The following is a 19,694-nucleotide window of genomic DNA, read 5'->3' on the forward strand; positions in this document are numbered from 1 at the left end:
ATTCTATTACTGCACTGAGCATCATGGCGCTTTAGGGGAAAGACATGGCGTTTTCGGGGGGATTTTTCCTTTCGCCGACTGTATAATGGTAGGCGGTTAGAAAAGGTTGACCCCACACGGTTAAAAGACTCAGCTGTTCTGTTATTTCGCTATGCGCGCCCGTTGGTTAGCTTACTCTAACTAAAGATTTATTACTCAGGAGGTCATCAGAATGAAAAAATCCGCAATGCTCATGTTGTGCCTTGTGCTTGTGTTTGCTCTTGCAGCCTGTGCTGGAACGGATACCACGCCGCAGGGATCGGTCTCGGATACCGTCACGGTAACGGATATGAAGGGCGAGGTTGCCATCCCGGCAAATCCACAGCGCATCGTTGATGTAGCTGGCTTGACAGAGGAACTTCTTATTCTGGATATGAAGGTAATTGCCTCGGCTAATACCAGCATGTTCGATGGGGTGTCTGTCCCCAAACATCTGACAACGCTTTTTGCCGAAAGAGGTATTGAGGTTGTCGGCAATTACTCCGGGTCTTCTTCTACCGGAGACCTGAACCTCGAAAAGATCGCGGAGTTAAAGCCTGATCTGATCATTATGAATATTCGCCACGAGAAGGTTTATGAACAACTCGCGGCTATTGCTCCCACGGTCATGATCGATGATGACATAAGCTATGTTAACTGGCGCGGAAGATTTAAGCAACTGGGGCAGTGGTTTGATAAAGAAGCAGCCGTAGAAAAATGGCTTGCCGACTACGACGTCAAAGCTGCGGAGCTTGCGGCGAGAATCAGGGATATGATTGGGGACGAAACCTTTGCTGTATTGGAGGCCAATTCCGTTCATTTTGGTTCCTATTACATCTATCGCAGCGGCGGGCCGGGTGAGCTTGTCTACGATGAGCTGAAACTCACACCATCAGCCGGAGTACCGGAGAATGTCTGGGGTGAAGTGGTCGATGCGGAATACTTTTCCCTGATCGATGCAGATCACATCTTCTTCTTTAGCGACGACGGCAGAGCTGGAGACACGGGGAACCTTGCCGTGTGGAAGAATATGAAAGCGGTCAAAGCCGGCAACGTTTACTTTGGTATCAACGAAGATCAGTATAATATGGCTTTTACGGCGATGGGAAAGGAACTCTATTTGGAAAAGCTCGCGAACGCGATTCTGAACCATGGGGACGTTGAGTAAGGAAACAGGCGCGGTTGCGGGAATATCGCAGAGACAAGAGAGATACAAACGCTCCGCGCCGGCTTTTCTGATTATTCTTGCCGCATTGGTGCTGCTGCTTGGGTTCTCAATGGTTCTCTCCGTCTGCACCGGCATTGCTGGCGGTAGCTTCAAGGTCTTTGCGGAAACGGTTATGTCCCCCGCTAAGGCTTCCGGTGTTGGAATGATTATGTTGGAAATGCGTATGCCCAGGGCGCTGGCTGCCGGGCTGACAGGAATGGCCTTCGCTCTCTCCGGCGCTGTGATGCAGGGAATTACCAGAAACCCCCTGTCGGACGCCGGCCTTCTGGGGATCAATGCGGGAGCCGGTTTCTTTGTTGCACTGTCCGCAATTCTGTTTCCCGCCGCACCAGACATCGTGAAAACATGCGCCGCCTTTGCCGGAGCCGCTCTTGCGGTATTCATGGTCTATGGTTTCGGCGCCGGCAAACATAGATCCGAATCTTTCCGGTTCATTCTGGCAGGCGCTGCTGTATCAGCCCTGCTTACCGCGTTGAGTCAGGCGGTTTCTCTGGCGTTTGGAATCGTGAAATCCCTTTCTTTCTGGAGCGCGGGAAGTTTGTCCGGCGTGACATGGCAAAGCTTGAAAATGCTGTCCCCGGTGATTCTCTCAGCCAGTGCGCTTGGTTTACTTTTATCGAGCCGACTATCAGCGCTGGCACTGGGAGAAGATAGCGCCGCCAGCTTGGGCGTAAATGTCCGCACGGTCAGGCTTTTCGGTATGCTTGTGGTGTTGCTGCTTGCGGGAGCCAGTGTATCGCTCGTGGGAGGCATCGCATTTATCGGGCTTATTGTGCCGCATATATCCCGACTTCTTGTGGGCGGTGATTACCGCAGGCTGGTTCCCGTGTCTGCGCTCATGGGCGGCGTTGTGCTGGTGCTGTCGGATATTGCGGCGCGCATGATAAACGCCCCTTTTGATACGCCTGTCGGCGCACTGGTATCCATCCTCGGCGTGCCCGTCTTTTTTGCGCTTACTTTCAGGAAGGAGGGCATGGTCTTATGAAAAAGAAAACCAGACAGCTCCTTATCCTCAACGGTCTTCTTATCCTGATTGTAGCTGCGGCTATCTTATCCGTTAACAGTGGTTACGCAAGAATTTCCTTCTCGACTGCGGTTCACAGCATATTCCAACCGCATACGGATGGAGCCTCCGTAGTCGTAGCGCAGTTTCGCGTTCCGAGAATCGTCCTCGCCGTTCTATGTGGGATGGGTCTGGCACTTGCCGGATGCGTTATGCAGACTGTCACGGGGAATCCGCTGGCCGATCCGGGGATATTGGGCATAAACGCAGGGGCGGGATTTGCCGTTATGCTGTTCCTGACATTTTTCCCTGCACTGCATATACGTACCATGGCGTACCAGCCGATATTTGCCATAGCGGGCGGGCTTTGCACAACGGGACTGCTGTATCTTTTTGCAAAGAGGAACGGAAAACTCATCCCAATATATTTTCTGTTGGGCGGCATCGGGCTTGCGTCCCTATTTTCTTCTTTTATGCTGATCATGGCCGCGAACATGGACAACAGCAGCTATCAACTCGTGGCAAGATGGCTTGCAGGAAATATTTGGGGAACGAGCTGGCATCAGGTTCTTGCCCTGTTGCCATATATGCTCATACTGGTTCCTTTTCTTCTTACAAAGTCGAATATACTGGATATTCTGCTCTTAGGAGAGAATACGGCCATTTCTCTGGGGATAGCCGTAGAGAGGGAGTTAAGACTGCTCCTGATTGCATCGGTGGCTCTTACCTCTGCCTGCGTTGCCGTCAGCGGAGGGATCGGTTTTGTGGGACTGGTAGCGCCGCATATGGCACGAAGGTTGATCGGAGGCAGACACCATGCCCTTATGCCTGCCTCCATGCTGCTGGGGGCGCTGCTGTTGCTTTTGGCAGACACGTTGGGACGGTCTGCCTTTCAGCCGAGGGATATCCCGGTTGGTATCGTGATCTCCGTGCTTTCGGCTCCGTATTTTCTGTTCCTGCTCCGCAGGTATTTTTAAGGGAGGATGTCTATGCTTTCACATATGCAGGCAAAGGGTTTGTCTGCCGGATATAACGGGGAGGCCGTCTTCAGGGGGCTTGACTTAAAAATCCCTGAAGGCAGCATAACCACCTTGATAGGCTCCAACGGCTCTGGAAAATCCACCATACTGAAGACACTGTGCCGGATCATTTCCCCGGATTCCGGCGCAGTATATCTTGATGGCGAAGCGATCCACGAAATGCCGACAAAGCGTGTTGCCCAGAGGCTTGCGCTGCTGCCGCAGGGAGCGCAAGCCCCTGCCGGCATCACAGTCGGCGACCTTGTGGAATACGGGCGTTTTCCTTATAGGTCGGCGCTGAGCGGTCTCGGTGAAAAGGATCGGGAGATCATTCAGTGGGCTCTTGCCAGTACAGGCATGAGTTCCCTTGAACACAGAGAAATGGAGAGACTTTCGGGAGGTCAACAACAGCGGGCATGGATCGCCATGGCGTTGGCGCAGAAAACCGGATTGCTGTTTCTGGATGAACCCACGACCTATTTGGACATCTCGCACCAACTGGATATATTGTACCTTCTGCGCCGCCTCAACCGGGAAAATGGTGTTACCATCGTAATGGTTCTTCATGATTTAAATCATGCCATCATGTTTTCCGACTATTTGGTGGCGATCAAAGACGGGACACTGCACAACGCAGGTACGCCGCAAGAGGTTATTACCCAGCAGGCGTTGCGGGAAATCTTTGATGTAGAAGCGGAGGTCATTACACATCCGGTATTAAATGTTCCGGTATGCCTCCCCTTCAGGATAACGGAGCAGAACAAAAAAACAGGAGGTTCGAACACATGAAAAAAGGGGTGCAATCAGTGCTGTTCTCCGTGCTGGTGGGTGCGCTGCTGCTGTGCGCAGGATGCGGCAAATCGGGAGACATCTACACGGCGGGCGTTTATACGGCTTCCGCTGAAGGTTATTCCGGTCCGGTTACCGTAGAGGTAGAGTTTGACGGGAGTAGCATATTGTCTGTACATGTCCTATCTCACAGCGAAACAGTAAATATCTCAGACCGCGCAATAGATGAACTCCCTTCCCGGATCGTGGAGGCGCAGACTTGGGATGTGGATGCCGTTTCATCCGCAACATTTACCAGCGATGCCATTCGTGAAGCGGTCAGAGATTGCCTCGCGCAGGCGGCACTCCGATGAACCATTTGCGTTGCAAAGGATATTTTGCGGTGATAGAATGGGTGAGATGAAGGGCAAGTCAAAAAATCAGCCATAGCTGCTGTTTTAAGTGCTTTTCCAGCGAAGTGCCGCAGGCATTTCGCTGGAGATTCCATATATGGCTGTATGAACTCCCTTCCATGCGCAAAAGAATATCGCGAATCCTCCAAGCAAGGGTATATGTGTTTAGTATAAAATGTGTCACTCCCATTGACAAACCAAATCTACGCGGTTATAATATACCAGTGGTATGTACTGCTGGTATATCAGGAGGCGTAGGAAATGGAACGAACGGAAACCCAAAGGAAGATCCTCGAAGTTGGGAAAAAAGAATTTCTGGAAAAAGGTTTTAAGGACGCATCTCTGAATAAAATCGTCGCGGAGGCAGGCTTCACGAAGGGTGCCTTCTACGGCTACTACCCGGATAAGACCGCTCTGTTTGAAGACCTTGTGGGTGAGACCGCAAAGGAGCTGCTCACCCGCTTCAAGGCGGCACAGGATGATTATTTTGACCTCATCCCGGAAGGGAGAGCAAAAGACAGTCTGGAGCTTTCCACCCAACACCTGCACGAGCTTGTCGCGTTCATGTACGACCATTTCGACGAATTCAAGCTGATCCTCTGCCGGGCGGAGGGAACGGGCTACGCGGATTTCATCGAGGTGCTGGTGGAACTGGAGGTCGATCGATCCGAAGAATACTACGCCCTCCTCAGAAAAAACGGTATGCTCTCCGGGAGCATGACTCGTCAGCTTCATCACATGATCACAAGAGCTTACTTTACGGCGGTGTGTGAAACCATCGTCCACAACATGCCGAGAGAGGAAGCCATGAAATACGTTGATGAACTGGCTATCTTTTTCCACTCCGGCTGGAGCGGACTTTTAAGGCTCGAATGAGCCTTAAAAAAATAACTGTTGGTTAGTCGCCTCTAACCGATGCGGCACATCCTCCACCAAATCCATATATTTTAAGAAAGGAACACGGAATATGAGCAAACAGAAAAAAGAAAAGCAGCCGCCGGTGCTGGGCAGGCTGCTGGAATACGCCGGAGGGCATAAGTGGCTGTCCGTCTTGGGCTGCGGGCTGTCCGGCGTTTCGGCGGCGGTCGGCATTTTCCCATTCGTTTTTGTCTGGTACGCGGCCAGGGGCATTTTAACGCCGGGAGGCGGCGTTCCGGCAGGGCTTGCCCGCTACGGCTGGTATGCGCTGGCGGCGGCACTTCTGAGCGCAGCGATCTATTTCGCCGGGCTTATGTGCACGCACCTTGCGGCCTTCCGGGTGGCGACGAATATGCGAAAGGCGGCGGCCGCTCATCTCATTGACCTGCCGTTGGGGTACTTTAACGCCAACCTCACGGGACGGCTGCGCAAGCAGATCGACGACAACGCGGCGCTGACAGAAACGCTCCTTGCCCACACCATCCCCGACGCGGTGGGCGGAATCGTAACGCCGATACTGGCGGTGGGACTGCTCTTCGTCTTTGACTGGCGCATGGGGCTTGCCTGCCTGATCCCCATGATCATCGGGCTTGTCTGCCTGATGACCATGATGACCGGGAGAGGCATGAAGTTCTTTGAGGAATACCAGCGCGCCGGAGAGCGCATTTCCGCCGAGGCCACGGAGTATGTCCGGGGCATCCCGGTGGTGAAGGTATTCCAGCAGACGGTTTACTCCTTCAAGAGCTTTCATACCGCCATCCTCAGCTACCGCGACCTTGCCAGCGGCTACGCCATGATGTGCCGTATGCCCTACACCCTGTTTACAGTAGTGCTGAACGCCATGTTCCTGCTTCTCATGCCCTTGGGGATGGTTCTCGTAGGCGGAGCGGCAGACGGTTGGGCAGTGCTGGCCGATCTGGTATTCTACATTTTCTTCGCGCCCCAGCTTGCCTTTATGATGGAGCGGCTGATGTACGCGGTCAACGCACAGATGGAGGCCGCCGAGGCAGTGAACAAGCTGGAGGCGATACTCCGGGAGTCGCCCCTTCCCGAGCCTGCGGCGGACAGCGGAAGCAAGCCCGCGGACAGAGGAATTTCCTTTGAGAATGTCACCTTTTCCTATGACGGCGCGGACAGGCCCGCGCTGACGAATGTGAGCTTCCATCTGCCGCAGGGGGAGGCGTGGGCGTTGGTGGGTCCCTCCGGCGGCGGCAAGACCACCATCGCCCGGCTGATCCCGCGCTTTTTCGATGTGCAGGCAGGGGCGGTGCTCCTGGGCGGACGGGATGTGCGCAGCATCCCCACCGCGGAGCTGATGGAGCAGATCTCCTTTGTCTTTCAGGAGGTACGCCTGTTTAAGAAGAGCATCCGCGACAACATCCGCGCCGCTCGGCCGAGCGCCACAGAGGATGAGATATTACGGGCAGCGCAGCTTGCTCAGTGCGGCGATATTCTGGGAAAGACGCCGGGCGGGCTGGACGCCGTGATCGGCGCCAAGGGCGTGTACCTCTCCGGCGGCGAGATGCAGCGAATCGCGCTGGCCCGGGCGATCTTAAAGGACGCGCCCATCGTGGTGCTGGATGAGGCCAGCTCCTTTGCAGACCCCGAGAACGAGGCGAAGATACAAAAGGCCTTCGAGGCGCTGATGAAGGGTAAGACCGTGTTGATGATCGCCCACCGCCTGTCCACGGTGCGGAACATGGATCGCATCCTCGTCATCCGGGACGGCGAGATCGCCGAGGAAGGAAAGCACAACGAGCTTCTTGAAAAGGGCGGCGTATACGCCGCCATGTGGGAGGAATACCAAAAGGCCGCGCAGTGGAAGGTAGGAGGTGCAGCATGATCGAACGCATCAGCAAAAAATACGCCATGACGGAGAAGGGCGCAAGGGACTATGTGTCCGCCGTGTTCTGGTCCGTACTGGTCAACATCAGCAAAATGCTGCCCGTAGGCGTGCTGGCCACGACACTCTCCGGCATCGTAGAGGCGCTGACAAACGGCACAGACCCAAGGACGGGGCTTACGCGCTTTCTGGTCGCGGGCGTCCTTGCCCTCGCCGCGCTCTTTGTGACCTTCCTGATCCAATACAAAGCCTTATACGAAGCTACCTACCGGGAAAGCGCCAACCGCCGCATCCGGCTGGCGGAGGTGCTGCGCCAGCTCCCGCTGTCCTTCTTCGGAAACCGTGACCTGACCGACCTGACCACCACCATCATGGGGGATACGGAGACGCTGGAAAAGGCCTTCTCCCACTTTTACCCTGCCATGCACGGCGCGCTCCTCTCCACGGCGCTGATTTCCGCAGGCATGCTGCTTTACGACTGGCGGATGGCGTTGGCTCTTTTGTGGGTGGTGCCCGCGTCGCTGCTGATGGTCTATCTCTCCCGGCGCATGGAAAAGCGGCATATAACGAAGGGTCTCGTCACCCGCCGCGCGGCCACTGACGCCATGCAGGAGGTGCTGGAGTGCGCGCCGGAGATCAAGGCGTGCAACCAAAAGGCGCGGTATATCGCTGACCTGAACCGCAGGCTGGACGAGGCGGAGCGGGACACCATCCGGGGCGAGCTGTTCACAGGCTCCGTAGTCACGGCGGCGCAATCCTTCTTAAAGCTGGGCATTGCCACCACCGTCCTCACGGGGGTAACGCTGATGAGCCGCGGCGACCTGGCGCTGATCCCGTTTCTGATGTTCCTTATCGCCGCCACCCGGGTATATGACCCCATCGGCTCCATGTTTGCCAACATGGCCGCGGTTTTCGCCTGCGAGGTGCGCATCGAGCGTATGCGGGAGATCGAGAGCGAAAAGCGCATGACCGGACTGACCGAATATGATCCCGACGGCTACGACATCCGCTTTGAGCACGTGACCTTTGCCTACCGGGAAAAAGAGGACGTGCTAAGAGACGTCTCCTTTACGGCGAAGCAGGGGCAGGTGACGGCGCTGGTGGGCCCCTCCGGCGGCGGCAAGTCCACGGCAGCCAAGCTGGCAGCCCGCTTCTGGGATCCGGCGGAGGGAACGGTGCGGCTGGGCGGCGTGGACGTGTCCACGGTGGACGGCGAGGCACTGCTGAAGAACTACGCCATCGTATTTCAGGATGTGGTGCTGTTTGCCGACACCGTGATGGAAAACATCCGCCTCGGCAAGCGGGACGCCACCGACGAGGAGGTGCTGGCGGCGGCGAAGGCGGCGCAGTGCGACGCCTTCGTATCCAAGCTGCCGGAGGGCTACCATACCCTGATCGGAGAAAACGGCTCCCGGCTCTCCGGCGGCGAGCGGCAGCGCATCTCCATTGCCCGCGCCATCTTGAAGGACGCGCCGGTGATTTTGCTGGACGAGGCAACGGCCTCGCTGGACGTGGAAAACGAAACGGCGGTGCAGGCGGCGCTGTCCGGATTGATCAAGGATAAGACGGTGCTCATCATCGCGCACCGTATGCGTACCGTCATGAACGCCGACCAGATCGTCCTGCTCTCCGGCGGCCGCGTGGTTGAGATGGGTTCTCCGGCCGAGCTGCTGAAAAAGAACGGCCTGTTCCGCCACATGGCGCAGCTCCAGAGCGAGAGCATGGCGTGGACGGCGTAGAAAGTTGCGAGATAAACAGGATTCCAAGTGTAATATTGGAAAACAAAGTGTCGAAAACAAGGAGGCGTTTATGAAAGAAACAAATAAATGGTCTGTTAAGGATGTTATTACAACGGTGCTGCTTTCGGCGGTGCTGATCGTGATCCAGCTCGTTATCAACATGGTCTGCATGGCCAACGACTTTGTCAGCATGGTGCTGTCGGTGGGGATCACCATGTTCCTCTGCGCGCCGGTCTATATGCTCATGGTCAGCCGGATCGGCAAGCGGTTTGTGACGCTGATCTATATGACGCTGCTTGGCGTGATTTTTCTCCTGATGGGCAACTGGTTTTTGCTCCCCTACTTTATCGTCACGGGCGTCATCTGCGAGGTGATTCTCTGGAAGGAAGGCTCCTGCCAAAAACCGAAACGGCTGACTGCCGCCTGGACGGCGGCGAGCCTGCTGTACAACGGGGTCAATCTGCTGCCCATCTGGTTTTTCTGGGACACCTACTATGATTTTGCGCTGGCAAGCGGCATGGAGCAGAGCTATATCGATTCCTATGTGCGTTACTACACCTCTCCCGGCTGGCTGGCCTTTATTCTGCTGTTCACGACGCTGATGGGCTTTTTAGGCTGCATGGTGGGCAGTCGGCTGATCCGCAGGCATTTTAAGAAGGCCGGCGTTCTATGAGAGCGGACGCATCCTTTGCGGTGTCGGTCAAGCTGTGGGCACTGCTGTGCGTCTTTGCCGGAGTGACTATCGGCGGGAATGTGCTGCTCACCTGCATCCTGACCGGCGGGGCGCTTCTTTATCTCGTCTTACAGCGGAACTTCCGACTTGCCGCGTCCTATGGCTGCTTTTATCTGCTGCTGGCGCTGCTGCTCTACGGCATCCGCTTTCATGGGCTGCGCATGCCGGCCTTTTCGGAGTTTTATGTGCTGATGTTCTGGAATCTGTCGCCGATCTTTCTGGTGTCATGGGATCTGATCACCACGCCGCCGGGGATGCTCTCCGCATTCTTATCCCGCCTCCGTATGCCCACCCCGTTCATTCTCGGGCTTCTTGTGGTCTTTCGCTTCTTCCCCACCATGCGGGCGGAGCTAAAGGGGGTAGGCAGGTCGATGAAAAACCGAGGGCTGACCGCGGCGGGGCAGCTGCTCGCACATCCCGTGCAGAGCATGGAGTATGTGCTGGTTCCGTTTCTTCTTCGGGTATTGCAGCTTGCCGATCAGCTTTCCGTTTCCGCCGTTGCAAGGGGCGCGGAACGCCCGGGCGTGCGCGGCAGCTATTATGAGAAAAGGGCCGGGGCGCGGGATCACATCGCGGCAGCCGCATGTGCGATAGTCACGGCTTCCTATTTGGTTTTGGAAAGGAGCATGGCATGATCGAGCTTACACACGCTTCCTTTCAATACGAAAACTCGGACAGAGGTGTGCGGGACATTTCCCTTTCGGTAAAAAGCGGCGAATGCGTCGTGCTGACGGGACTCTCCGGCTGCGGCAAGACCACCGTGACAAGGCTTGTCAACGGGCTTGCGCCGTCCTACTATCCCGGAGTTTTCAGCGGGAGTGTGCGGATAGACGGCAAGGACATATCAAGGCTTTCCACATGGGAGATCGGGCGTTTGGTGGGAAGCGTTTTTCAGGACCCCAAAAGCCAGTTCTTTTCCGCTGAGCTTGCCGGAGAGGTGGCCTTTCCCTGCGAGAATTACGGCCTGTCCGCCCGGGAGATACGGGAGAGAACGGACGCCGCCATAAAGGCGTTGAAGCTGTCCCATTTGAAAGACAGGGCAGTTGACGTCCTCTCAAGCGGAGAAAAGCAGCGGGCGGCCATTGCGTCCGTATATGCCATGAAGCCAAAGGTCTTTGTGTGCGATGAGCCGACGGCCAACCTCGACGCCGCCGGGACGAGGCAGCTTGCGCAGACCCTTCGGCAGCTCAAGGAGCAGGGCTTTACCCTGCTCCTCACGGAGCATCGGATCGACTGGCTGATGGGGATCGCAGACCGGTTTTTATATCTGCGGGAGGGTAGAATAGCGGCCGAGTATGCACCACGGGACTTACTCCTTCTGCCGGAAGCAGACATCTTAGGCATGGGGCTGCGCTCTCCGCACGAGGGAAAGAGCCTTCCCGCTCCCTCCGTATTAGACGAAAACCCTGCCGTCTTGAAGACAGCAGGGCTCTCGAAAAGAATACGCAAAGAAGTCATTTTTGAGGATATTTCGCTGTCCGTTCCAAAGGGCAGCGTGACCGCCATAACGGGACAAAACGGCGCGGGGAAAACCACACTTGCGCAGATCCTCTGCGGGCTGGCGAAGCATACAAGGGGTCATATCCTGATAGATGGGAAAAAAGCAAGAGCGGCAGTCCGGCGCAGGGAGATCTATTACTGCGGCAATGACACGTCAACGCAGTTCTTTACGGCAAGCGTGGCGGAGGAGCTGCTGCTGAATACCGAATTGACGGAAGAAAACAAAGACCGTGCCAGACATTTGCTGAAAGAGTTTGGGCTTTACGAGTACAGGGATGCGCACCCGTCCACCCTGTCCGGCGGGCAGAAGCAGCGCCTTGCCATTGCCTGCGCCATCTTTTCCGGCCGCAGGATATTGATACTCGATGAGCCTACCAGCGGCCTTGATGGGCGAAATATGCGCCTGATTGCGGAAAGGCTGAAAAGCGAAGAGCGGAACGGCAGAACCATTCTCGTGATCACCCATGACAGGGAGCTGATCGAGAGCTGCTGCGGTAATGTTGTGGAGGTTGAAAAACGATCGCCATGAGTCAGCCGAGGACCGTTATGGGATATCCGCGCCGGGGGAATCGTTTTCTGCCCCTGCCGGCAGCTCTACCGCGATGGTCGTGCCCTTGTCCGAGCTTTCCTCCACCCAAACGGAGCCGCCGTGGAGATTGGCGATCTCCCACACCAGAGAAAGCCCCAGTCCCGCGCCGCCGTACTCGCGGCTGCGGGATTTATCTACCCGAAAGAAGGGATGGAAAATGCTCCGCTGATACTCCTCCGGAATGCCGCAGCCGGTGTCGGAAACGCGAATGATGCACTTTTCCTGCCCTTGCGCAAGCTCGACCCGCACCGAGCCGCCGGGACGGTTGTATTTGACGGCGTTCTCCGTCAAATTAAAGAGCAGGCGGTAGATCAGCGCGTCGCTGCCGGTCAGGGCGGCGTCGCCCGCCGCATCCAGCGTGATGCTTCGCTTCTCCGCCAGCGGCGCGAGATCTGTGAAGATCTCCTCGACCATGGGGGCGAGCTGGATCTGCTCGTTCCGCGCCACCTGCTGCAAATTGCTCATCTCCAGCAGCGTCTTGGTCATCTGCGTCAACCGCTCCGTCTGCTCGCGCAAAAGCGTGAGGAATTCCGCCGTCTCCGGCCGCACATCGGGATGCTCCGCGGAAAACAGCTCCAGCTGCGCCTGCATCAGCGCCAGCGGCGTGCGCAGCTCGTGGGCGGCGTTGCCGGTGAACTGCCGCTGGGCGGCAAAGGCGTTGTTCAGCCGCTCCAGCATCTGGTTGAACGAGCGGCTCAGCTGCCGGAACTCCGAAATGGCGTCTTCATCGATCCTCATATCGGCAAGATTGTTCAGCTGCACCTGCTCCACCTGCGAGGCAAAGCTGCGAAGGGGCTTGAGGGCGCGTCCGCTGACAAAATAGGCGAGGATGCCGCTGAGCAGTGTTACCGCCGCTGTGATGTACCAGTTGGTGGTGCGGAAGCGCCCCTGCACCCCATCGACGACGATGGTCAACTCCTCGTTGGGCGCTATGAGCTGCGGGTCAAAGCTCGCCGCTCCGCCATCATTCAGGATCACCGTGCCGCCGCCCTGTAAGCTGTCCGCAATGGTGTCCATATAGTACACACCGGAGGAGCACAGCAGCAAATTCATGGCCACGCAGGTGATGCCGATGAGCAGGACGGACATCAGCGTGATGCGCCACTGCAGGGAGAGCCGCTTCATGCTTCCTCGCCTCCCATCAGATAGCCCTCGCCGATGCGGTTGCGGATGGGGTCATAGCCCAACGCGGTGCGCAGCTTCTTCCGCAGGGCGGAGATGTGGACGCGAATGGAATTGCTGAAGCTGTCCACGCTGTTGTCCCAAACATGATCTATCAGCTCCTCCTGACTCACGGGCCGCCCCTGATGCACCATTAAATATTCCAGGATTCCCGCCTCCTTGCGGGTCAGCGTCAGCGCCTGTCCGCTGACGGCGGCGGTGCGGGAGCGGGTGTCGAAGCTCAGGTCTCCGCAGCTCAGCAGCACGTCCTGCTGGGTGAACTGCCGCAAGGTCAGGCTGCGGATGCGGGCCTCCAGCTCGGCAAGATGAAAGGGCTTTGCCAGATAGTCGTTTGCCCCGGCGTCCAGCCCCTCGACCTTGTCCTCCACCTCACTGCGGGCGGAGAGGATCAGCACCCGCGTCTCCCGGTCAGTCTGCCGCAGGGTGCGCAGCACCGTCATGCCGTCCTTTTTCGGCAGGTTCAGATCAAGAAGTACCAGATCGTAGCGCTCCACGCCCAGAAGCGCCAGCGCCTTTTCCCCATCATAGCAGTAGTCCACGCTGTAGGCCAGCCGCCGCAGGCTGCGGACGATCGTCTCGCACAGGGCGCGTTCATCTTCAATTACTAAAAGGTGCATGAGAGCCCTCCTTTTTATTTCTCCGTTTTTGTGTTGTTTTCATTATAGCAAAAATAGATAAGGTTTACGTTAAGTTTTCGTTCTTAACAGAGACTTTAACTCTCCCACGCTATGATGGGGGTACAAAATCGGAAAGGGTGATGAAAAATGAGCTGCGGGAAAAAGGCCGCGGCGCAGATCGTGCTGCTGATGGCCGGAGCCGCCATGCTGTGCTTCGGCGTCTGGCGGGGCGAGGCGGCGACGGTGCTGAGCAAAGCAATCAAACTATGTCTGGAGTGTGTGGGCATTGGGTAAAAAGTTTTCAGGCGTTTCACAGACCATGTCCCGTTTCCGGGGCTGGATCCAGGCGGGTGCGACGCTGCTGACCAACCTGCACCTGCCGAACTTCCTCAAAGGAGGGCTGTATCAGGGCGCGGGGAAGACCGTCTGTGTGCCGGGACTGAACTGCTACTCCTGTCCGGCAGCGTCCGGGGCCTGTCCCATCGGGGCGTTTCAGGCGGTGGTGGGGTCATCGAAGTTCAGCTTTTCCTACTATATCACAGGCTTTCTCATTCTGCTGGGCGTGCTGCTGGGGCGCTTTATCTGCGGCTTCCTCTGTCCCTTCGGCTGGTTTCAGGAGCTGCTGCATAAGATCCCGACAAAGAAGCTCTCCACAAAGAAGCTCAAGCCCCTGACATACCTCAAGTACGCCGTCCTGCTGGTGATGGTCGTTCTCCTGCCGGCGTTCCTTGTGAACGACGTGGGCATGGGCGATCCCTTCTTCTGCAAGTACCTCTGTCCGCAGGGCGTGCTGGAGGGAGCCATCCCGCTGTCCCTTGCCAATGCCGGCATCCGGGCGGCGCTGGGCAAGCTGTTTACATGGAAGTTCAGCATCCTGCTGTCGGTGATCGTGCTGAGCGTGGTGTTCTACCGCCCGTTCTGCAAGTGGCTCTGCCCGCTGGGCGCGTTCTATGCGCTGTTCAACCGGGTGTCCCTCTTCCAGATGAAGGTGGATAAGAATAAGTGCATCTCCTGCGGGAAATGCGCCAGAGCCTGCAAGATGGATGTGGATGTGACGAAAACGCCCAACCATACCGAGTGCATCCGCTGCGGAATGTGCGTCCGCGCCTGCCCGACGAACGCCGTGTGCTTCCGCTACGGCTTCGGCAGCGGGGAAGAGACACCAAAGAAAACAACGATGGAGGAATCAAAATGAACATGAAGAGAATTTTTGCACTGGCTTTTGCCGTGCTGATGGTGCTGGCCCTGGCGGCCTGCGGCGCAAAGGACAACGACAGGCAGGCGGATATGAGCGGAGACGGCTCCGCCATGACCGGTGAGCCGAAAACCGCCGAGGAAGCGCTCGCCATGCACAAGGAGCTGCTGGAGCGGGAAAACGCGCTCCTGTCGGGAAATGCCGAGCTCTGGGAGAAGGTGTTCATGGCGGCTGACAAGGGCATGGCCATGATCGAGGACGGCAAAAACTACGGCGACTTCCTGCTGGATACCGTCGAGGCCGCGAAAGAGCAGTTCACTGACAAGGAGTATGAGTGGCTGAAGGAGTCGGCCACGGAGATCAGCAATATTGAAAACAAGCTGACCGAGTTGGAAGAGAAGTATCCCGAGATCATGCAGAAATCCATGGACGGCGATATGAGTATGCCCGCGGGCAGCGACACGAGCACCCCTCCCGACGACGGCAGTATGCAGAAGTTCCCCGCCTTTGAGGGTAAAGACCTGGATGGCAACACGGTGAAGAGCGACGAGCTGTTCTCCGGCAACGCCGTCACCGTAGTGAATTTCTGGTTCACCACCTGCAATCCCTGCGTGGGAGAGCTTGCCGAGCTGGACGCGCTGAATAAGGAACTCGCGGAGAAGGGCGGCTCCCTCATCGGCGTCAACACCTTCACGCTGGACGGCGACGAGGCAGCGATTTCCGAGGCGAAGGACGTGCTGGCCAAGAAGGGCGCCACCTATCAGAATGTGTATTTTGACTCCGATGGTGAGGCGGGAAAGTTTACCACCAACATCTTTGCCTATCCCACCACCTATGTGGTCGACCGCAGCGGCAATATCGTGGGTGAACCCATCGTAGGCGCCATCACGGAAAAGAAGCAGGCGGAGACACTGCAAAAGCTCATCGATCAGGCGCTCGCCGCCGATATGGGTTGACCCGAGATTTAAAAAAGCGCCTGCTGTGCGCCATTGCATTGCCCTCGGCGGGCAAGAGGCGGAGTGAGCCCCGCTTCCCCTGAAAGGAGGAAACGCGATGTATCGAAGCGTATTGGCACTGCTTTTCGCCTCGGTGCTGCTGCTGGGCGGCTGCGCCGCCGGGCAGCAGACTGTGCCGAAGGAAAAGAGCGGACAGGAAGCAAACATGGACGGACTGGCTTTTGACCGGTCTGACGAGGAGATCACCTATATGGATACCACAGACAATGTCATCTATCTGGCGGGCGGCTGCTTCTGGGGCATGGAACAGCTGATGCAGTCCATCCCCGGCGTTATCGACGCCGAGAGCGGCTATGCCAACGGCACCTGCGAGGCGGACGCCGATTACAAGACCGTCTGCAAGGGAGAGACCGGCTTTCGGGAAACGGTGCGCGTGGAGTATGACCCCGAGCAGGTGAGCCTTGACGCGCTGCTGCTGGCCTACTTCTATGTCATCGACCCCACGGTGCAAAACCGGCAGGGCAACGACCGCGGCAGCCAGTACCAGACCGGCGTTTACTTCACCAACGAAAGCGCGAGAGAGACGGTGAAGCGTATCGCGGAGATCGAGCGCGGCCGCAGCGAGAAATTCTTCGTGGAGATCGGCCCGCTCAAGAATTACTATCCCGCCGAGGAATACCACCAGAACTACCTCGAAAAGAACCCGAACGGCTACTGCCACATCCCGCGCGCGGAGATGGAGCTTTTTTCCCGGCTGCGCATCGACCCGGGCGACTATCAGAAGCCCGCGGCGGAGTCCATTCGTGACAAGCTGACGGCGGAGCAGTACCGCGTCACGCAGGAGAGCGGCACGGAGCGCGCCTTCACGGGCGAGTTCTGGGACAAGTTTGAAAAGGGCATCTATGTGGATGTCGTGACCGGCGAGCCGCTCTTTTCCTCCACGGATAAGTACGAGAGCGGCTGCGGCTGGCCCGCCTTTACAAAGCCTATCGAGGGCCCCGCTGTGGTGGAAAAAGAGGATTTGAGCCACGGGATGCGCCGCACGGAGGTCAGAAGCCGCGCCGGAGACTCCCATCTCGGTCATGTGTTCACCGGCGATCCGGAGTCGCCCAACGGCGTGCGCTACTGCATTAACAGCGCGGCCCTGCGCTTCGTCCCCTATGAAAAAATGGAGGCCGAGGGCTACGGATACCTGCTGTACCTGTTTGAAAAATAGGACGCAAGCAGTCGGCAGTTCTCATGCAAGGAACTATCAGCACATCACAGCATATCGGACTGCCCGGTGGCAGTCCGATATGCTGTGAATGGAATTTTCCGCCACTCTCAATGAGCCGATTTCGAAACGGAGAAGCACATGTATCTTTTTCAAATAAGCAACTACGATGACCCCGCCGTGGACAGAGAAACCGCAGAACTGCTGCACCGGCATTTGGAAGCTGAGAGCCGGCGGCGCTGCCCGCTATATGGAATGCGATAGACCGCATCAGAACTCACGCCGCGAAAGGCCCGGCGCGCGAAAAGCGGACAGTGCGCTACCGCATTTATGGCGTGTTTCTGCTGGCGCTGGGCCTTTTGACGCTGATTCTCGGCTTGATGCCGCCAAGAACCACCGATGTGATCATTGTGGGCGGAGCCGTGATCATTGCAGGCCTTCTGGAGTTTACCCTTGCTCGCGGAAGAACGCCGCCGCGCATACCGGCGTCCTGCAAAAAGGAGGCGCAGAAAGCGCTGGAGCTGCGGCGGACCATTGATTGGGAAAAGCTCAAAACCACCATTCGCTTCGAGGATGCCGGCATAACGATCTGCGCGGAGGAGAACGAAGAACATCTCTCTTATACACGGATAAAGAGCGCCTTTGAATCATTGCATCTGTGGCTTGTGGTCTGCGACGATGAATGCGCGCTGCTGCTTCAGAAAAAGGACCTGAGGTCCGGGAACGCAGACAGCTTCCTCTCTGACATCATTTCAAAAATGAACACAGGAACAGATGCATCCGGCTGAACGCGGCAGCTATGTGACGTTACCAGCCCGTTTGTCCCAGTGGGACTTCAACTATGGTCCAGCTATCGACGGAAGCATACAAATGAGCGATTACCAGAAGGATGATCGGAGGCAGATGAATAAGCGAGGGATAGCCTTTATAGTGGTAGATATCAGGGCTGTTGTCAGCAAAATGTAGGATGCAAGAGGCCAATCGGCAGGCAACAAACATGCGAGTTGAAGCAGCATTTTATATCCGCCTAAGAAAGATCCAGTAGGCATTCGGCCACTGAGAACACACCATCTGATACCTCCCCCTGTTCAGATCTTCTGAACAGCCATCCATGTCGAAAGCGGAGAGACTGCGATACAGCAATCTCTCCGCTTTTCTGTCGTGATCTCCTGCTTTGAGCGGAGAGGCCGAACCTGCACGACAATGAAAAAACATGGCTCCAAGCCGGGACAGGCGGTTCTTATGAGGTATCCTCACATCTGCGGCACTGTCGACGCTGTCCAAAGGCAGCCCACACTCATCCCTCTAAGTACGGGCATCGGATGCCCTGACTTTTTGCGGTCTTTTGAGGATATGCCTCCCCCTCCCACCACCACTAACCTCGAATATCCTTATGCCCACAGCGGTGTCGCTGTGGGCTTTTTTGCGCCCTTTGGGCAGCCTCGCTGCCGTAGCCCTCCTGTGTTCTGAAATTTACATCCAACAGATTTCAGAATATGGAGGAACCAAAAATGTATGACAGACGGAGCATCTACGCACTGAACAAGAAAAATCCAGACGCCATTGTACTTCCAGACGCCGATGGAAATCTGATCTGCCTGACCTGCGCTGATTTCACCGATGAAGCAGAGTTTCGCCGTTGGAAGAGGTGGTCGGACCAGGACTTTCACGCAGAGGACAAAAGCGATGTGGAGGAAAGCGACCACACCACATCTATGGACATGGTTCCGGAAGCCGCCCTTGCTGTTCCCAATGAGGATGCTTTGGCAGAGGAAAGGCAGGTCAGAGAAGATCAGATTCGTTGTGCGGAGGCAGCGGTTTCTGGGATCAGAAGCATACTGACTGGTGCACAGTTTTATAGACTCCGGCAGTATTGCATCGAAGGGAAAACAGAGAGCGAAATCGCCGAAGCAGAAGGCGTCACGCAGCAGGCTGTGTCTAAATCGCTGGTCTCCGCTTTGAAAAAATCGAGAAAATTTTTGAAAAGGGGTCCAAAAATGGTTGTGAAAAAGCCTGAAAAAAGATGATTAGTGAAGGGACAAGTATCCCCCATCTTCTGAACCTTGAAAAACACCGCCCAGGCGGTCATATCCGGTGACTGGAATACCTTTGCTGACGGCGCGAGCGTCAGACCGGGTGCGCGAGGACCACCTGTGCGGAGCATTCTCCGCATATTAGGACGGCCAATAGAAGGTGCAGAGCGATACCAACCCAGGTCAAATGCAGCTTTGGCAGGCTGCTTCGCCATGACCCCGTCAGCTTACAATGATACTCCTGTACGCAGCTTCGAGAGAACCTCGGAGGGGTGAAACTCCCGTGACGCGCGCCAGCGCGGTTCCAGCCGCCGCCCTTGCCTGGGGAAGTAGTGTCGAACACAGGCAGCAACGCAAGAGCAAGAAGGCCGCTCCGCAAGGAGCAGTTCCGCCCCGATACGGAGCGGCCTTTTCTGCTTTGCGGCAGAAGTATGGGGATCGTCCACCTCCTCTTTCTCTTTTCCGCCATCCATTCTTTTCTCTCTTTTAATCCTCTGAACGGCCTGCATTCACTCCCTCCTTATCGCCCCGGACGATCCTCATATTTGTGCCGCAAGGCAAAATTCAGAAAAGAGGTACCGATATGGATCAGAACGTCAATTATTACGGCATCATCCTTCTGCTGCGCCAGCTTCGGGAAAGCGGCAGCTTCAGCGAAAAGGAGTTGCGGAGGGTGGCGGCACGGATCGCCGCGGACAGCGGCGCGGACATTATGATTTCTCTCTGA

The 19,694-nt window shown here is 56.6% G+C and carries 20 protein-coding genes; 18 read left to right on the forward strand and 2 right to left on the reverse strand.

All coding sequences use genetic code 11. From position 1 onward, the window contains the following. The first annotated feature begins 211 nt into the window (after nucleotides 1–211). The 11 genes from OCV80_RS04585 to OCV80_RS04635 all read left to right on the forward strand — a co-directional run bounded on the left by OCV80_RS04585 (nucleotide 212) and on the right by OCV80_RS04635 (nucleotide 11,711). Nucleotides 212–1,186, forward strand: a complete 975-nt coding sequence (locus OCV80_RS04585) for an ABC transporter substrate-binding protein (RefSeq protein ID WP_110440243.1) — start codon at nucleotides 212–214, stop codon at nucleotides 1,184–1,186. After that, a complete protein-coding gene (locus OCV80_RS04590; protein WP_110440244.1) occupies nucleotides 1,170–2,231 on the forward strand; it encodes a FecCD family ABC transporter permease in 1,062 nt (353 codons plus the stop codon). Before OCV80_RS04585 ends, OCV80_RS04590 begins: the two co-directional genes overlap by 17 nt. Next, entirely contained in the window at nucleotides 2,228–3,226 is a 999-nt protein-coding gene (locus OCV80_RS04595; RefSeq protein WP_055245611.1) for a FecCD family ABC transporter permease, read from the forward strand. The genes OCV80_RS04590 and OCV80_RS04595 overlap by 4 nt, the downstream gene beginning before the upstream one ends. Nucleotides 3,227–3,238: 12 nt before the next feature. Continuing rightward, nucleotides 3,239–4,057: an ABC transporter ATP-binding protein gene (locus tag OCV80_RS04600; RefSeq protein ID WP_055245610.1), complete on the forward strand. Its 819-nt coding sequence runs from the start codon at nucleotides 3,239–3,241 to the stop codon at nucleotides 4,055–4,057. Next, nucleotides 4,054–4,410, forward strand: coding sequence for an FMN-binding protein (locus OCV80_RS04605; RefSeq protein ID WP_055245609.1), 357 nt, complete (start codon nucleotides 4,054–4,056; stop codon nucleotides 4,408–4,410). The genes OCV80_RS04600 and OCV80_RS04605 overlap by 4 nt, the downstream gene beginning before the upstream one ends. 300 nt (nucleotides 4,411–4,710) lie before the next feature. Further along, nucleotides 4,711–5,325, forward strand: a complete 615-nt coding sequence (locus OCV80_RS04610) for a TetR/AcrR family transcriptional regulator (RefSeq protein ID WP_055245608.1) — start codon at nucleotides 4,711–4,713, stop codon at nucleotides 5,323–5,325. A 91-nt stretch (nucleotides 5,326–5,416) separates the two neighbouring features. Beyond that, nucleotides 5,417–7,210 carry an ABC transporter ATP-binding protein gene (locus OCV80_RS04615; protein ID WP_055245607.1) on the forward strand — a complete coding sequence of 598 codons (1,794 nt, stop codon included), beginning with the start codon at nucleotides 5,417–5,419 and terminating at the stop codon, nucleotides 7,208–7,210. Further along, nucleotides 7,207–8,949 carry an ABC transporter ATP-binding protein gene (locus OCV80_RS04620; protein ID WP_055245606.1) on the forward strand — a complete coding sequence of 581 codons (1,743 nt, stop codon included), beginning with the start codon at nucleotides 7,207–7,209 and terminating at the stop codon, nucleotides 8,947–8,949. The genes OCV80_RS04615 and OCV80_RS04620 overlap by 4 nt, the downstream gene beginning before the upstream one ends. 70 nt (nucleotides 8,950–9,019) lie before the next feature. After that, complete coding sequence (locus tag OCV80_RS04625) at nucleotides 9,020–9,622, forward strand: MptD family putative ECF transporter S component (protein ID WP_055245605.1); 603 nt, start codon at nucleotides 9,020–9,022, stop codon at nucleotides 9,620–9,622. Next, a complete protein-coding gene (locus tag OCV80_RS04630) occupies nucleotides 9,619–10,317 on the forward strand; it encodes an energy-coupling factor transporter transmembrane component T family protein (protein WP_055245604.1) in 699 nt (232 codons plus the stop codon). The genes OCV80_RS04625 and OCV80_RS04630 overlap by 4 nt, the downstream gene beginning before the upstream one ends. Next, nucleotides 10,314–11,711, forward strand: a complete 1,398-nt coding sequence (locus OCV80_RS04635) for an ABC transporter ATP-binding protein (RefSeq protein ID WP_267288240.1) — start codon at nucleotides 10,314–10,316, stop codon at nucleotides 11,709–11,711. Before OCV80_RS04630 ends, OCV80_RS04635 begins: the two co-directional genes overlap by 4 nt. Before the next feature lie 15 nt (nucleotides 11,712–11,726). Here OCV80_RS04635 and OCV80_RS04640 read toward each other — a convergent pair whose 3' ends face one another. Then, complete coding sequence (locus tag OCV80_RS04640) at nucleotides 11,727–12,896, reverse strand: sensor histidine kinase (protein ID WP_256264207.1); 1,170 nt, start codon at nucleotides 12,894–12,896, stop codon at nucleotides 11,727–11,729. Beyond that, a complete protein-coding gene (locus OCV80_RS04645; RefSeq protein WP_110440246.1) occupies nucleotides 12,893–13,570 on the reverse strand; it encodes a response regulator transcription factor in 678 nt (225 codons plus the stop codon). Before OCV80_RS04645 ends, OCV80_RS04640 begins: the two co-directional genes overlap by 4 nt. A 147-nt stretch (nucleotides 13,571–13,717) precedes the next feature. Here OCV80_RS04645 and OCV80_RS04650 point away from each other — a divergent pair, with 147 nt between their 5' ends. The 7 genes from OCV80_RS04650 (at nucleotide 13,718) to OCV80_RS04680 (ending at nucleotide 19,694) form a co-directional block, all read left to right on the forward strand. After that, nucleotides 13,718–13,864, forward strand: a complete 147-nt coding sequence (locus OCV80_RS04650) for a CD1871A family CXXC motif-containing protein (RefSeq protein ID WP_165643166.1) — start codon at nucleotides 13,718–13,720, stop codon at nucleotides 13,862–13,864. 25 nt (nucleotides 13,865–13,889) lie between these two features. After that, nucleotides 13,890–14,765 carry a 4Fe-4S binding protein gene (locus tag OCV80_RS04655; RefSeq protein WP_256153235.1) on the forward strand — a complete coding sequence of 292 codons (876 nt, stop codon included), beginning with the start codon at nucleotides 13,890–13,892 and terminating at the stop codon, nucleotides 14,763–14,765. Then, entirely contained in the window at nucleotides 14,762–15,721 is a 960-nt protein-coding gene (locus OCV80_RS04660) for a TlpA disulfide reductase family protein (RefSeq protein ID WP_110440248.1), read from the forward strand. The genes OCV80_RS04655 and OCV80_RS04660 overlap by 4 nt, the downstream gene beginning before the upstream one ends. A 97-nt stretch (nucleotides 15,722–15,818) precedes the next feature. Next, nucleotides 15,819–16,937: a peptide-methionine (R)-S-oxide reductase MsrB gene (gene msrB, locus OCV80_RS04665; protein WP_110440249.1), complete on the forward strand. Its 1,119-nt coding sequence runs from the start codon at nucleotides 15,819–15,821 to the stop codon at nucleotides 16,935–16,937. A 311-nt stretch (nucleotides 16,938–17,248) separates the two neighbouring features. After that, the gene (locus tag OCV80_RS04670) at nucleotides 17,249–17,722 is read left to right on the forward strand and encodes a YcxB family protein (RefSeq protein WP_110440250.1); all 474 of its coding nucleotides are present in this window, start codon (nucleotides 17,249–17,251) and stop codon (nucleotides 17,720–17,722) included. 723 nt (nucleotides 17,723–18,445) lie between these two features. Further along, complete coding sequence (locus OCV80_RS04675; RefSeq protein WP_110440251.1) at nucleotides 18,446–18,961, forward strand: RNA polymerase sigma factor; 516 nt, start codon at nucleotides 18,446–18,448, stop codon at nucleotides 18,959–18,961. 589 nt (nucleotides 18,962–19,550) lie between these two features. Then, complete coding sequence (locus OCV80_RS04680; protein ID WP_172678064.1) at nucleotides 19,551–19,694, forward strand: hypothetical protein; 144 nt, start codon at nucleotides 19,551–19,553, stop codon at nucleotides 19,692–19,694.

The sequence above is a fragment of the Oscillibacter acetigenes genome, from assembly GCF_025567605.1.
GTDB lineage: Bacteria > Bacillota > Clostridia > Oscillospirales > Oscillospiraceae > Oscillibacter > Oscillibacter welbionis.